Source organism: Streptomyces sp. NPDC028711 (assembly GCF_055565415.1).
Genome location: NZ_JBVHUJ010000005.1, coordinates 168221 through 182707, shown reverse-complemented (window position 1 = coordinate 182707; position 14487 = coordinate 168221). Strand labels below are relative to the sequence as shown.

Here is a 14487-nt window from a genome sequence, read left to right as displayed (position 1 = left end):
GAGTGCTTCGGACGGGGCTGCCCGGCGGCGCTCAGCCCTTGACGGCGCCGGTGAGCATGCCCTTCCTGAAGTGCTTCTGGACGAAGGGCGAGAGGACGGCGACCGGCAGCAGGGCGAGGACCATGACGGCCATCTGCACGGCGAGCCCGGAGAGGTTCCCGGCCTTGACGGCCTGGCCGAGGCCGACGGGGATCTCCTGCTTCTGGGCGAGCTGGATGAGGACGTTCTGCAGCGGCATCATGTTCTGGTCGCTGAGGTAGATGGAGGCGTTGAACCAGGCGCTCCAGTAGCCGACCGCGTAGAAGAGGGTGATGACGGCGATCACCGCCCGGGAGAGCGGCATCACGATCTGCCAGAGGATCCGCAGCTCTCCGGCGCCGTCGATGCGGGCGCTGTCGACGAGTTCGGGTGAGACGCCCATGAAGAAGCCGCGCAGGACGAGGATGTTGAAGACGCTGATGGCGCTGGGGAGGATCAGCGCGAGATAGCTGTCGGTGAGGCCGAGGGTCTGCACGAGCAGGTACGTGGGGATCAGGCCGGCGCCGAAGAACATGGTGGCCATCAGGGTGAGCAGGATGAAGCGGTGACCGAGGGAGCCGGGCCGGGAGAGGCCGTACGCGCAGAGGATGGAGACGGCCATGGAGAAGAGGGTGCCGGTCAGGGTGACGAGGACGCTGACGACGGCGGCGCGGGTGACCTGTCCGCCGCTGAGGAGCTCCTGGTAGGCGATGAAGGTGATGTCCTTCGGGACGACCACGAGACCGCCGGTCTCGGTGATCGTCTTCTTGGAGGAGAGGCTGGTCACCACCACGATCCACAGCGGGAAGAGGACGGCGAGGCAGGCGAGGACCAGGACCGTGCCCTTGGCCGCGAGTCCGGCCCTGCCGGGCGGCTCCTCCCAGACGGGGCGGGCGGGCGCCGCCCACCACGCGGTGCGGTCCTTGCTCACTTCCGGTACACCCCCTGCTCGCCCATGAGGTGGGCGGCCTTGTTCGCCGAGAGCACGAGCACCAGGCCGACGACTCCCTTGATCAGTCCCGCGGCGGCCGCGTAGCTGAAGTCCTGGCTGCGCAGTCCTGTCCACCACACGAAGGTGTCGAGGACCTCGGCGGCCCCCGGTCCGACGGCGTCGCGCTGGAGCAGCAGCTGTTCGAAGCCGACGGTCAGGGCGTCGCCCACGCGGAGGACGAGCAGCAGGGCGATGACGGGCCGCAGGGCGGGCAGGGTGACGTGCCACATGCGGCGCCACCGGTTCGCCCCGTCCATGGCGGCGGCCTCGTAGAGGTCCTGGTTGACGGCGGCGAGCGCGGCGAGGAAGACGATGACGCCCCAGCCCGCGTCCTTCCAGATGCCCTCGGCGGTGACGAGGAACTTGAAGATCTCCGGGTCGGTCATGAGGTCGAAGCCCTCGTGGCCGTGCTGCCGGAGGGTCTGGGCGATGATGCCGGCGCCGCCGAGGATCTGCTGGAAGACGGTGATGACGAGGACCCAGGAGAAGAAGTGCGGCAGGTACAGGACGGCCTGGACGACCGCCCTGACCCGGGGGCGGAGCACGCTGTTGACGAGCAGGGCGAGCGCGATGGGCACCGGGAAGAAGAGCACCAGCTGGAGCACGAAGAGGACGAGGGTGTTCTCGACGGCGTGCCAGAACCCCGGGTCGGAGAAGACCCGTTCGAACTGGGCGATGCCGACCCAGGGGCTCTCCAGGATGGCGGTGACGCCGTTGGTGGAGACGTACGGGTCGTAGTCCTGGAAGGCGACCACGTTCCCGAGGATCGGGATGTAGTTGAAGACGACGACGAGGAGGAGGGCCGGGACGGTCATGAGGAGGAGGGTCCGGTCGCGCCGGAGCCGCCGGCCGAGCGGGACGCGCCCGTCCGTACGGCTCCGGTCCCGGCGGCGGTCGCCGCGCGGGGGCCGGCCGGCGGTGGCCCGCCCGGCCGGGTCCGCCTTCCTGGTGTCGAGCGTGCTCACCGTCAGCTCGCCGCGGAGCCGTTGGCGTCGAGGAGCTTCCGGTACCAGTCGCGCAGCTCGTCGCCGCCCTTCGTCTTCCACTCGGAGACGGCCTGCTGCATGTCGGAGACCTTCTTGCGGCCGCGGACGATGTCCTTCTCCAGCTGCTCGAAGTCGTTCATGAGGCCGGTCCAGCGGGAGGGCTCGATGACCGTCATGCCGTAGAAGGAGGACTTGGAGGTGACGGCGCCCATGCGCTGCTGCCACTCGATCATGGCCCGGGTGACGTCGGGGGTGTCGGGGTGGGCGATGTAGGGGGCGGGGCTGGCGACGAACAGGAAGGAGCTGCTGACCTCCTGGTTGCCCTTGTCGGTCTTGACGGGCAGGCCGTCCTTGACCGTGTGGTGGACGCCCTCGACTCCGTAGTCGGTGAGCATCCGCTCCTTGGTGCCGTAGGGGGCGGCGGTGAAGTCGGCGACGGCGAGGGCGTCCTCGATCACGGCCTTGGAGCTGCCCTTGCGGACGAAGGCCCAGATGTTGGCGGGGTTGGTGGCCCACAGCTTCGGGAGTCCGCCGGCGTGGCCGGGGATGTCCATGGCGGCCATGGCGAACTCCGGGTTCTGGGCGGTCTGTTCGGAGGTCTTGGCGTACCAGTGGGAGAGGTCGTTGTTGTAGATGAGGACCTGTCCCGCGGTGAAGCGGTTGCCGGTGTCACCCTGGTTCTGGGTCTTCTCGTCGGGGTGGACGACCCCGGCGTCGTAGAGCTTGCGGGTCCACTCGATGGCTTCGAGGTACTCGGGGGTCTCGATGCGGTTGATCATCCTGCCGTCGACCAGGTGCCAGCCGAGTGCCTTGTCGCTGCCGGGGAGGACGCCGAACATGTTGTAGGCGGTCCAGGTCAGGTCGCCGCAGGCCCACACCTTCGCCCTGGCGCTGGTGATCTCCTTGGCGAGGGCGAGGAACTCGTCCGCGCTCCTGGGCAGCTGCCAGCCCTTCGCGTCGAAGAGGTCCTTGCGGTAGAAGGGCGCGATGTTGGTGACGTAGGAGGCCGGCATGGGCAGGCCGCGCAGCCGGCCGCCGAAGAGGGAGCGCTGCCAGGCGTCGGTGGGGATGGCCGCGAGGTTCGGGTAGGCCTTGACCTTGTCGCCGGAGAGGTACGGGCCGAGGTCCTCGAACTTGGCGTTGATCGCGCTCGGGATCTTGCCGCCGAGGTTCCAGCCGGGGACGACGACCACGTCGGGTATCTCGCTGGAGGCGAGGACGGCGCCGAGCTTCTGGTCGTAGACGTTGCCGTCCTGGTTCTGCCAGGTGGCGCGGACGCCGATGGCCTCGTTCATGGCCTTGTAGTACGGGTTGTCGGGGGCGGGCGGGGGTCCCCAGAAGGGGGCCATGATCGTGAGGGCGCCGCCCTTGCCCCGCTTGGCGTCGACGGAGGTCTTCAGTTCGGCGCTCGGGATGGCGCGGGTGAAACCGGCCGCCGAGCCGTTCTTCGGGGCGATGTCGGGGGCGACGACGGTGCTGGCGACGAAGGCGGGGAGGAGCTTCGCCGCATCCTTGCCGGTGGTGGTGCCGTCCTTCTTCCCGGTGTCCGTCCCACCGCCGCCGCAGGCCGCGAGCAGGGGCGCGCCACCGGCCACCGCGGCGGCGGCGACGGCGGTGGAGGCGAGGAAGCCCCTCCGGCTCTGCCCGGAGTCGCTCCGGCCCGGGGTGGATCTCGGGGAGCCCGTGGAGACGGCGTTCGGCGTCATTGCGTCAACCCTTCATGGCACGCGCCAGGACATACGGCGACCGTCGAGGTGCCGGCCGGCTGCGGTGGTGGAGGTGGTGCGGGCGGGGCGGAACCCCGGGCGCCGTCGACGGTTCGAGTCGAAGCGCTTCGATATTGCTGCGAGGTTAAGTGAACGTCACGGGCGCGGCAAGAGTCGTTCCCAAGAATCTCGGGGTTCCCACGACCGTTCCACCCGCGCCAAGCACCTTTCCCCGAAGGGGAAATGATCGCCGCGCACGCCTTGACACCCGTTCCTTCCGGCCGGAGCATCGAAGCGCTTCGAAATCCTCGTCCTGACGACACACTCCTCTGCCAAGGGACTCGCACGTGACCGCACACCGGCCGCCCTTCCGTGACCCGGCCCTTCCCGTCTCCCGGCGCGTCGACGACCTGCTCGACCGGCTCACCGCCGACGAACGCCTCGCCCTGCTGCACCAGTTCACGCCCGCCGTCGACCGTCTCGGCCTCGACGCCTTCCGCACCGGCCAGGAGGCCCTGCACGGCGTCGCCTGGCTGGGCCCGGCGACGGTGTTCCCGCAGTCCGTGGGCCTGGGCGCGACCTGGCACCCGGAGCTTGTGCGCCGGGTGGGCGAGGCGGTCTCCCGCGAGGTGCGGGCGATGCGCGCCAAGGACGACCGGGCGGGCCTGAACGTCTGGGCGCCCACGGTGAACCTGCTCCGCAACCCGCTGTGGGGGCGCGGCGAGGAGGGGTACGCGGAGGACCCCGCCCTGACCTCCGCGATCGCCACCGCGTACACCAGGGGACTGCGCGGCGACCATCCCGTGTACTGGCGCACGGCGCCGGTCCTCAAGCACTGGCTCGCGCACAACAACGAGACGGCCCGTGACACCTCCTCGGCCTCCGTACGGCCCCGGGTGCTGCACGAGTACGACCTGCGGGCCTTCCGCGGCGCCGTCGAGGCGGGCGCGGTGGCCGGGGTGATGCCGGCGTACAACCTGGTCAACGGGCGTCCGAACCACCTCTCGCCGTACCTGGAGGACGAGCTGCGGGCCTGGACGGACCAGGAGCTGTTCGTCTGCTCGGACGCGGGCGCGCCGTCCAACCTCGCGGACTCCCAGGGGTACTTCGCCACGCACGAGGAGGCTCTGGCGGCGTCGCTGCGGGCCGGGGTCGACTCCTTCACCGACCACGGCACGGACGCCTCGATCGTCCTGGAGCGGCTGCGCGGGGCGCTCGACCGCGGTCTGATCGGCCCGGAGGACGTGGACCGGGCGGTGCGGCGGCAGCTCACGGTGCGGTGTCTGCTCGGCGAGTTCGACCCCGACTCCGGCCCGTACGGGGACGAGGACCGGTTCGACACTCCCGAGCACCGGGAGCTGGCCCTGGAGGCGGCGGAGGCGGCGGTCGTCCTGCTCAGGAACGAGCCCCTGGGCGAGGAGGGGCCGCTGCTGCCGCTCGGGCGGCCGGAGCGGATCGCCGTGGTGGGGCTGCTCGGTGACGCCTGCAAGCTGGACTGGTACAGCGGTGCGCTCCTTCACCGGTCCTCGCCGCTCGACGGGCTGCGGGAGCGGTTCGGCGCGGACCGGGTGACCTTCGCCGAGGGGGTGGACCGGATCCGGCTGCGTACCGCCTCCGGCGCGCTGCTGCGGGTGCCGGAGAGCGGGGCGGCCGGCCCGGTACGGGGTGTGGAGGGCGCGCTCGACCCGGCGCTCATCACCGGCCGCACCGACCTTTCGCCGCTCACGGCCGACGCCGAGGGCTCGGAACTGGCCCTGATCGACTGGGGCGACGGGGTGCTGACCCTGCGCGCCCCCGACGGCCGGTATCTGTCGGTCGCCGAGGACGGGTTCGTCCGCGCCTCGGCGGACGAGCCGGGCGGCTGGGTCGTCCAGGAGACCTTCCGGTTGGAAGGCACGGGGAACCACGGTGGCGAAGCGGACCACGGTGAAGGGCACCTCCTCCGGCACCTGGGAACGGGTGGCTACGTCTCTGTCGCCGCCGACGGCGTGAAGGTTGCCGCCGACCGCGCATCCGCCGACGTGTTCTCGGTCGAGACCGTCGAGCGGGGCGAGGACGCGGTCGCGCGGGCCGCCGCCGGGGCGGACGTCGTGGTCGTCGTCGCCGGGAACGACCCGCACGTCAACGGCCGCGAGACCGAGGACCGTACGACGCTCGCCCTGCCCGCCCACCAGGACCGGCTGTGGCGCGCCGCGCACGCGGCGAACCCGCGGACCGTCCTCGTCCTGGTCTCCTCCTACCCGTACGCGGTGCCGGAGGCCGCCGCCACGCTCCCGGCCCTGCTGTGGACCGCGCACGGCGGGCAGGCGGCGGGCACGGCGCTGGCCCGGGTCCTGGCCGGTGACGTCTCCCCGGCGGGTCGGCTCCCGCAGACCTGGTACGCGTCCGACGCGGACCTGCCCGATCTCTTCGACTACGACGTGATCGGGGGACGGCAGACGTATCTGTACTTCGACGGGACGCCGCTCTTCCCGTTCGGCCACGGTCTGACGTACACCACCGTCCGGTACGAGGGGCTGACGGCGGCGGTCGACGGCGAGGAGGTACGGATCTCCTGCACCGTCACCAACACCGGCACCGTCGCCTCCGACGAGGTCGTCCAGGTGTACGCGCGCGCGGTGGCGCCCTCCGTGCCGCGCCCGCACCGCGAACTCGTCGCCCACGAGCGGATCCACCTGACGCCGGGCGCCTCGGCGTCGCTCGCCTTCACGGTGCCGCTGTCGGCGCTCGCGTACTGGGACGTGGCGCACGGGCGGTGGACGGTGGAGCCGGGGACGTACGAGTTCCGGGCCGGGCCGTCCAGCGCGGAGGCGCACCGTACCGTCCGGATCGAACTGACCGGCACCGCGCCCGGCCCCCGGCCCGTCCTGGAGGCCGGCCTGGAGGCCGCCGACTACGACGAGCAGTCGGGCACGGTGATCGTGGACCGTACGAAGGTCTCCGGCGACGCGGTCGCCCCGGCGGCCCCGGACACGCCCGGCACCCTGCTCTACCGCGCGTGCGACTTCGGCGACGGCGTCACGGAGGTCGCGGTGACGGCCTCGGGGACGGGTGAGGTGACATTCTCCGGGGCCGACGGGACGACCGTCCTCGCCCGCGTCACGGTGGGGCCGACGGACGGCCCCTACGCCTACACCACCGCGGGGGCGGCCTGTCACGTCCGGGACGTGACGGACCTCCGCGTCGAGCTGCGCGGGCAGGTGCGCCTCGCGCACGTCGCCTTCTCCGGCTGAGGGTCCGGAGAAGCGCGACGACGGGGTGTCCCGCCGGTCTTCTGGCGACGCGGCGGGACACCTCAGGGCCCGGCACCGAAGCCTTCCGGTGCCGGGCCCTGATCACGTGCGGGATAGGCTCGCCGGGTCCATGACGCCGGGGAGGGCTCCACATGTTCGACAAGACGTCCGTACGACGCGCCGCGCTGGTCGCCGTCACTCTGGCTGCCCTGACCGTCTCCTGCGGTACGACCCCTGAGCCCGACCGTCCGGCGGCGGGCGCGGGGGCGGCGGCCACGACCGGGGCGCCCGAGGCGACGGCCACCACGACCGAGCCCACCACCGCGCCCGAGGCGCCCGCCACCACGACCGGCGAGCTCGCCCCCGCCCCCGGAGAGAAGGTCCGTGACGCCTTCGCCACCCTGCAGGCCACCCTCTACGACTCCTGCTCGACCGACTGCTCCTACTTCCTCGGCCGCGTCCACAAGGAACTCCAGGAACTGGACTGGGCGATGAAGGCCGACCCCAAGGGACCCGGACACTTCCCCGAGCCGATCCAGAAGATGACCGAGCTCAACAAGGCACTGGCCGGGGACAGTTCCTACGAGAACCTGAAGAAGCACGAGAAGCTGCTCATCGGCACGCGCGACTTCATCAACACGTGGATGCAGGGCCACCCGGACGACTACCGCTGACCCGGCCGGCCGCCCTCAGAGTCCGGGCCGCCGCACCTTGACCGACTCGACGAACGCGGTGAAGGCGGCGGCGGAAACGGAGAAGACGGGCCCGGCCGGGACCTTCGAGTCACGGACGGGGACGACTCCGAGCGCGGGTACGAGGTTGTGGGCGACCTCCACGCAGGTACCGCCGTTGTCGCTGTAGGAAGACTTGAACCAGCGGGGGGACTCGGTCGTCACAGCATGCCCTTTCGTACTTCCTTGATCATGGCCACGGTGTCCGCCTGGGAGAGCGATTCCGCCGCGAGTTGATGGTAGACCCTGAGCATGGACGACACGGCTCCGTTCTCCCGCTCCAAGTGGCCCTGGGCCTGCGATTCCGCATAGGAGAGCACGGATCGGTCGGGCAGGGTCAGGAGGTTCACGGGAAGGTTGAGAGAGCGCCTCTCCCCTATGGCGAACGGGGCCACCTGGAGGACCGTGCAGGGGCTTGCCGCCAACTCCACGACTCGGTCGAGTTGGGCAGCCATGATGTCGGGGCCACCGACCAAGCGGCGGATACAGCTCTCGTCCATCACGACGAAGAGCATCGGCGGTGGCTGCTGTTCCAGAACCTGTTGGCGCTCGGCCAAGAACGCCACGCGCTCGGCGGCCTGCTCTGCCGTGATGGTTCCGCGCAAGACGGAGCTGGCCGCGAGAACCTCTGCGTACTCGGGTGTCTGCAGGAGTCCCGGGATGATCCCGATGTCGAACACGCGGATCTCAGCGGCCCGCCGCTCCTGATGCACGTACTCCGGGAAGCCCTCCAGAAGCACACCATGCCGCAGCTTCTGCCACTCACGCTCGCACGACTGATCGGATTCAGCCAGGCCGAACGCTTCGTCAAGAGTTCTCGAAAACCCGAGAGTTGAAGATCTACGACCAGTTTCGACGGCAGAAACGTGCTTGCTGGAGTACCCCGTCCGCTTGGCCAGCTCCTCCTGCGTCCAGCCCCGCTCCTCCCGCAACCTGCGTAAACGCGCCCCATACGCGGCCTCCGGACCACTGTCCGGGTCCAGCACCTTGCGGTTGACCACGACTCTTCCTCCATAACTCGTACGTTGAAGGCATATCGACTGTAGGTCACGCTGATGCCTCCCGGTAGTGGATTCGCTACAGAGAGGAATGACCATGCCCGCAAGCGACTGTCCAGGCCCGGTCCCCGACCTCGGGACGTACATGGCGGCAGACACACCCGAGGGGAAGCCCCGCCTCGGGAAGGTGACCGCCTGGGACGGCGAGTTCGTCCACCTGCAACGGCCCGGCGGGGGGACCGCGTGGACGGCGGCACCGGCCGAGCTGCGCCGGCCGACCGAGGGCGAGCGCGCGCTGATCCGCGTGCTCACCACCCCGGTCACGGCGGCGCCCCGCGCACGGCAGACCTTTCCGGAGCCTCCGGTGGTCCTCTCTGTGGATCCCCTGCCGCCCGCCGTGCCGGCTCCGGGCTGCGCGACGTGCGCGATCGCGGCCGAGCGGGAGCGGTACTCCCTCCGGACGCACGACCATTCGGCGGCGGCAGACTTCCGGGTCGAGATCCGGAACCACCCGCACGACGAGCCGAGGCCGGCACTCCGGGAGCGGCCGTGACCACGGCGGCGGTGACCGTCACGCCGGTCTACCGCATGGGCGGGCACCCCGGACCGGAGTCCGAACTCACCATGACCGCGCGCTGCATGGACGGCGGGTGCGCATGGGAGTCGGAGCCGACACCGCGGCCCTGGAGCGGCGCGGCCTGTTGCGCGTCGCACACCGCGGCCACGGGGCACACCGTCTTCGCCGTCCGCCTGGAGTACATCGCGCTGGTGACCACCGAGGCAGCGGGCGAGGAAGGCAGTGGCTGACACGGCCGCCGACGCCACCTCGCCGATCGGGGCGCATCGCCGGCCTCCTCTGCATCGGCCTCACCGGCCGAGGGACCGGCGGGACCGACCCGGGAGCCCGGCACCGGACCTTTCGGTGCCGAGCTCCCGGATCACGCCTCCCCGGAGGGGCGGGCTCAGACCGTCCAGACGCCGTCCCGCATGAGGTGGCGGCCGGCGAGTTCGGGCTCCTCGTGCCATGCCTCCACGGCGGTCGGCCGGACCCGGAACCATACGTACGCGGGGGCCGAACCGCGCGGGTCCCAGCCGCACTTGGCGGCGAAGCCCTCGATCGCCTTCGTCGGTACGTCCGCGACGGCGAGGGTCGTCACCTCGCCGTCGAGCAGCACCACGTCCCGGGTGTCCCCGAGCGCGAGCCGCGTCCGTCCTCCGGTGCTGAGGTTGCGCCCGGTGGGGTTGGTGAGCCGGGTGCAGAGCCAGATGTCCGCGCCGTCCCAGTGGAAGGCCAGCGGTACGAGATACGGCGTCCCGTCGGCGGCCGCCGAGGACACCCAGATGTCCACCTCCTTGCCGAGGCGGTCGAGCACGTCGTTCTTGCGCTGCGCGGTACTGCGCAGTATCCGATCCTTCGCCATGTCTCCGACCCTACGTGTCACTCGCCCCGGGGTCCCCGGCTTCGGCTGCAGGGGCCGCGGCGAAGCGCCGGGCCGCTCGCCCTACCAGGACGTCTCCCACGGGGCGTGACCTGGCGCGATCACGATTCCTCCACACATCCCCCTTAGAACTGACGTGCGATCATAAGGCTCCTCTCGCATCAATCTCCAGAGAGATCCGAAAGAAGGAAAGTCATATGACGCGCCTACGTGCGCTCATCGTCGCCCTGCTCGCGGCGACGATGCTGGGTGGCCTCGTCACCCCGGCGTCCGCGGACACCGTCTCACCGAAGTCCGCCTCGGCACTGCGCTTCCTCAGCTACAACATCTGCGGGGGCAACGACGACCTCAACACTCCCTGTGGCACGGCCGCCCAGAGGGACGCGGTGCAGGTGCGCGTCGACCTCGTCAAGAAGCACGTGACCGCATGGGACCCGGACATCCTGTTCCTCCAGGAGGTGTGCAGGTCCCAGTACGACGAGCTCCTCAAGGTGCTCAAGCCCCTGGGCTACGGCGGCGGCTCCTTCGCCGAACTGATCTCCCTCGAACAGGACGGGACGAACGACCTGTGCAGGTCGAACGGTGAGACGGCCTTCAACAAGGAGTACCCCCTCGGCAATGCGGTCATCGCGAAGGGACCAGTGACGGCCCTGGACGATCTCAATCTGACGACCGGGACCGAGGCGCCCGACAAGACCTGGCGGTCCTCGTGCATCGAGGCCCAGCTCCAGGGCCGGAAGACGCGGGCATGCTCCGTGCACCTGTCCTCGTACAACGACACCATTCGGATCAAGCAGGCCGAGAAGCTCGCCGGCTTCGTCCAGCCGTGGATCGATGCGGACATTCCGGTCGTCCTCGGCGGTGACTTCAACGCCCAGCACTGGGCTCTGGATGAGAACAGGGCGTGGTACACCGATCCACGCCTCAGCCCCATGACCTCGTTGCTGAACCCCTTCTACAGCCACTCGGGCGGCACCGGTCAGTTCCTGGAGACGGACGAGACCGATCCCCAGAACGTCACACCCGAGTGCCAGACCCTGAACCCGCCGGCCGGCCACTGCCGCTCGGGAGAGGCCACGGTCCTCAGGGACAGCGACCCCCTCACCGAGTCCAAGTACGACTACATCTTCGTGAGCAAGGCACACTTCAAGAACGTCGTCGCCGACGCGCTGCCCCGCGAGTCCCTCTCCGACCACTACCCCTACCGCGGCGCCGCCACCTGGACGCATTGCAACAACCCCGCCGACGGCTATGGCGACATGCTGCGCCGTGGCGCCGACGGCAGCCTGTACCGCCACTTCGGGGGCCACTCGACCCATGTGCTCAAGGCCCTGTACTGCAAGGTCGGCGCGGGCTGGAACGCCGACTGGAGCGGCATGCGCCACCTCGCGCGAGCGGGTGACGTGGACGGTGACGGCGCCGAGGACCTCTACGCCGTCGACAGTTCCGGAGGCCTCCGCTTCTTCCCCGGCGACCCGACCGAGACGTTCTTCCGCTGGCCCCGCACCGTCGACCCAGGCTTCGGAACCGTCGACAAGATGGCCGTGAGCGCGGACATGGACGGCGACGGCACCCGCGACATGGTGACCCGGCTGACCGACGGCACGCTCCAGCGCAGGGCGATCCAGGCCGACGGCACCGTGGGCAGCCCGGTCACCATCCCGGGTGACGTCCCGTGGAAGGACTACGACACCGTCCTGGCGCCCGGTGACCTCACCGGCGACGGAGTGCCCGACCTCCTCGCCCGGACCCCCGCCGGTGATCTGTACCTCTACGAGACCGGTCCCGGCGCGACGCCGAAGCCCCGGGTCAGGATCGGCTGGAGCTGGAACCAGTACGACGGCATCTCGGCGCCCGGCGACGTCGACGGTGACGGCAAGGCCGACCTCCTGGCCCGCGACACCGCCGGAAACGTCTACTTCTACGCCGGTCTCGGCTCGCTCAACGGCACCGCCGCCTTTGCCGACCGCTTCCTGAGCGGCTGGGGCTACACGCCCGGCGAAACCCTGTTCTAGTCGGGCGCCACAACACGCCCCCCGGGGCCCTCCGGCATCGTCCGGAGGGCCCCTTCCTCATGCGTCGAGACTTCCCGTCAGCGGCTCGATTCCGTACGGCAGGTCCGTACCCGCGGCCGTCGCGCGGGGACCCGTCTCCGTATGACTGACGGTGTACGTGGCGGCCGGGGCGCCGCCGTGGTCCGGGACCGTGACCGTGGTCGTCGTGTCGGGTGCGCCGCCCGGGGCGACGAGCAGCGTGAGGCCGTCGAGCCAGTCGCCGTCCGGGCGCGTGGCGTCGGCGCCCAGGGGGAGGACGGCGCCGGGGCGGACGTACAGCGGGAGGCTGTCGAGCGCGTGGGTCTCGTGGCGCCAGCAGGGGCCGGTCACCGTCTCGCCGGTGAGGAGGTGGGTCCACTCCCCCGCCGGGACGTACACCCCGACCTCGCCGCCGGGCGTCAGGACGGGGGCGACGAGCAGGTCGGGGCCGAGCATGTACTGCCGGTCCAGGGTCCGGCAGGCCGGGTCGCCGGGGAACTCCAGGAGCATGGGCCGCATGACGGGGACGCCGGTCGTGTGGGCCTCGACGGCCACCCCGTACAGGTAGGGCATGAGGCGGTGCTTGAGGCGCGTGAAGCGGCGGGCGACCTCGACGGCCTCCTCGCCGAACTGCCACGGCACGCGGTACGAGTCGCTGCCGTGGAGTCTGCTGTGCGAGGAGAGCAGCCCGAAGGCGAGCCAGCGGGTGAAGACCTCCGGCTCGGGCGTGCCCTCGAAGCCGCCGATGTCATGGCTCCAGAAGCCGAAGCCGCTCAGGGAGAGCGAGAGGCCGCCGCGCAGGGACTCGGCCATGGCCTCGAAGGAGGCCCAGCAGTCGCCGCCCCAGTGGACGGGGAACTGCTGGCCGCCGGCGGTGGCGGAGCGGGCGAAGAGGACGGCCTCGCCGGTGCCGCGTTCCTTCTCCAGGAGGTCGAAGACGGTCCGGTTGTACAGCTGGGCGTAGTAGTTGTGCATGCGCTCGGGGTCCGAGCCGTCGTGCCAGACGACGTCGGTGGGGACGCGCTCGCCGAAGTCGGTCTTGAAGCAGTCGACGCCCTGTGCGAGCAGGGGCCGCAGCTTGTCCTGGAACCAGGTCCTGGCCTCGGGGTTCGTGAAGTCGACGAGGGCCATGCCGGGCTGCCACAGGTCCCACTGCCACACGTCGCCGTTGGGTCTGCGGACCAGGAGGCCCCGGGCGGCGGCCTCCGCGAAGAGCTCCGACTTCTGGGCGATGTACGGGTTGATCCACATCCCGACGCGCAGCCCCCGCGCCTTGAGCCGGGCCAGCATGCCCTCGGGGTCGGGGAAGGTCTCGGGGTCCCAGCGGAAGTCCGACCACTGGTACTCGCGCATCCAGAAGCAGTCGAAGTGGAAGACGGAGAGCGGGATGTCCCGTTCGGCCATGCCGTCGACGAAGGAGGTGACGGTGGCCTCGTCGTACGGGGTGGTGAAGGAGGTGGTGAGCCAGAGGCCGAAGGACCACGGCGGGGGCAGGGCGGGCCGTCCGGTGAGGGCGGTGTAGCGGGCGAGCACCTCCTTGGGGGTGGGGCCGGCGACGACCAGGTACTCGAGGGTCTGGTCCTCGACGCTGAACTGGACCTGTCCGACGGCCTCGGAGCCGACCTCGAAGGAGACGCGTCCGGGGTGGTTGACGAAGACGCCGTAGCCGCGTGAGGAGAGGTAGAACGGGATGTTCTTGTAGGCCTGTTCGCTGCTGGTGCCGCCGTCGGCCTGCCAGATGTCGACGCTCTGGCCGTTCTTCACGAAGGGGGTGAAGCGTTCGCCGAGGCCGTAGATCTGCTCGCCGACGCCGAGTGCGAGCTGGACGGCCATGTGGTGGGCGCCGTCGGGGGTGGTGACGAAGGCGGTGCCCTTGCGGCCGGCCTCGGTGAGCGTACGTCCTCCGGCGTCCTGGAACTCCAGGGTCCAGGGAGCCGAGCGGTCAAGACGGAGCCGGAGCGGCCCGGAGGCCAGCTCGACGACGGGCCCGTCGGTGCGGACCGTGCCCGCGCCCGTTCCCGAGCCGTCGAGCGTGAAGTCGGGGCCCCGGTGGACCGTGCCGGCGTGGTGGGTGACGCGGACGCCGATGACGCCTTCGGCGGGGGCGTGGCACTCCACGGTCAGGAGGGCCGAGTTCAGGGTGTCGCCGCGGGTCTCGACCCTCTTGACGGAGGCGTGGGCGGTGAAGCGGTCGGCTTCCTGGCGCAGATCGCGGACTTCGGTGGCGTACGAGGCGTGGACACCCTCGCGCATCAGCCAGAAGCCGTCGGTGAACTTCATGCTGGTCCTTGGGGGATGGGGTGGGAGGGGCGGCAGGGGCCCCGAATAGTTATCCCAGAAAACAAAACGGTG

At 70.6% G+C, this 14487-nt stretch carries 12 protein-coding genes; 5 read left to right on the top strand and 7 right to left on the bottom strand.

Annotated features, from left to right (window positions below; genetic code table 11):
* Nucleotides 1-31: 31 nt before the first annotated feature.
* From ACZ4VK_RS18730 to ACZ4VK_RS18720, 3 genes are read right to left on the bottom strand one after another with little or no spacing between them, the layout of a single operon-like run.
* Nucleotides 32-949 carry a carbohydrate ABC transporter permease gene (locus tag ACZ4VK_RS18730; protein WP_468353459.1) on the bottom strand — a complete coding sequence of 306 codons (918 nt, stop codon included), beginning with the start codon at nucleotides 947-949 and terminating at the stop codon, nucleotides 32-34.
* Nucleotides 946-1974, bottom strand: a complete 1029-nt coding sequence (locus ACZ4VK_RS18725) for an ABC transporter permease (protein WP_468353458.1) — start codon at nucleotides 1972-1974, stop codon at nucleotides 946-948. Before ACZ4VK_RS18725 ends, ACZ4VK_RS18730 begins: the two co-directional genes overlap by 4 nt.
* A 2-nt stretch (nucleotides 1975-1976) precedes the next feature.
* Nucleotides 1977-3701 carry an extracellular solute-binding protein gene (locus ACZ4VK_RS18720; RefSeq protein WP_468353457.1) on the bottom strand — a complete coding sequence of 575 codons (1725 nt, stop codon included), beginning with the start codon at nucleotides 3699-3701 and terminating at the stop codon, nucleotides 1977-1979.
* A 347-nt stretch (nucleotides 3702-4048) separates the two neighbouring features.
* Between ACZ4VK_RS18720 and ACZ4VK_RS18715 the strand changes: the two genes are divergently transcribed.
* Together ACZ4VK_RS18715 and ACZ4VK_RS18710 are read left to right on the top strand one after the other, a co-directional pair.
* A complete protein-coding gene (locus ACZ4VK_RS18715) occupies nucleotides 4049-6934 on the top strand; it encodes a glycoside hydrolase family 3 C-terminal domain-containing protein (RefSeq protein WP_468353456.1) in 2886 nt (961 codons plus the stop codon).
* A gap of 152 nt (nucleotides 6935-7086) precedes the next feature.
* Entirely contained in the window at nucleotides 7087-7608 is a 522-nt protein-coding gene (locus tag ACZ4VK_RS18710) for a hypothetical protein (RefSeq protein ID WP_468353455.1), read from the top strand.
* 15 nt (nucleotides 7609-7623) lie between these two features.
* Here the strand turns inward: ACZ4VK_RS18710 and ACZ4VK_RS18705 are convergent, their stop codons facing one another.
* Nucleotides 7624-7830, bottom strand: coding sequence for a DUF397 domain-containing protein (locus tag ACZ4VK_RS18705; protein WP_468353454.1), 207 nt, complete (start codon nucleotides 7828-7830; stop codon nucleotides 7624-7626).
* Nucleotides 7827-8666 carry a helix-turn-helix domain-containing protein gene (locus ACZ4VK_RS18700; RefSeq protein WP_468353453.1) on the bottom strand — a complete coding sequence of 280 codons (840 nt, stop codon included), beginning with the start codon at nucleotides 8664-8666 and terminating at the stop codon, nucleotides 7827-7829. Before ACZ4VK_RS18700 ends, ACZ4VK_RS18705 begins: the two co-directional genes overlap by 4 nt.
* A 94-nt stretch (nucleotides 8667-8760) precedes the next feature.
* On the opposite strand from ACZ4VK_RS18700, the gene ACZ4VK_RS18695 reads away from it, so the two are divergent.
* Together ACZ4VK_RS18695 and ACZ4VK_RS18690 are read left to right on the top strand one after the other, a co-directional pair.
* Nucleotides 8761-9216: a hypothetical protein gene (locus ACZ4VK_RS18695; protein WP_468353452.1), complete on the top strand. Its 456-nt coding sequence runs from the start codon at nucleotides 8761-8763 to the stop codon at nucleotides 9214-9216.
* Nucleotides 9213-9470 carry a hypothetical protein gene (locus tag ACZ4VK_RS18690; RefSeq protein ID WP_468353451.1) on the top strand — a complete coding sequence of 86 codons (258 nt, stop codon included), beginning with the start codon at nucleotides 9213-9215 and terminating at the stop codon, nucleotides 9468-9470. Before ACZ4VK_RS18695 ends, ACZ4VK_RS18690 begins: the two co-directional genes overlap by 4 nt.
* A 155-nt stretch (nucleotides 9471-9625) precedes the next feature.
* On the opposite strand, the gene ACZ4VK_RS18685 is transcribed toward ACZ4VK_RS18690, so the two are convergent.
* A complete protein-coding gene (locus ACZ4VK_RS18685; protein WP_468353450.1) occupies nucleotides 9626-10084 on the bottom strand; it encodes a pyridoxamine 5'-phosphate oxidase family protein in 459 nt (152 codons plus the stop codon).
* A 215-nt stretch (nucleotides 10085-10299) separates the two neighbouring features.
* Here ACZ4VK_RS18685 and ACZ4VK_RS18680 point away from each other — a divergent pair, with 215 nt between their 5' ends.
* Nucleotides 10300-12117 carry an FG-GAP-like repeat-containing protein gene (locus ACZ4VK_RS18680; protein WP_468353449.1) on the top strand — a complete coding sequence of 606 codons (1818 nt, stop codon included), beginning with the start codon at nucleotides 10300-10302 and terminating at the stop codon, nucleotides 12115-12117.
* 57 nt (nucleotides 12118-12174) lie between these two features.
* Here the strand turns inward: ACZ4VK_RS18680 and yicI are convergent, their stop codons facing one another.
* Complete coding sequence (yicI, locus tag ACZ4VK_RS18675) at nucleotides 12175-14415, bottom strand: alpha-xylosidase (RefSeq protein WP_468353448.1); 2241 nt, start codon at nucleotides 14413-14415, stop codon at nucleotides 12175-12177.
* Between the last annotated feature and the right edge of the window lie 72 nt (nucleotides 14416-14487).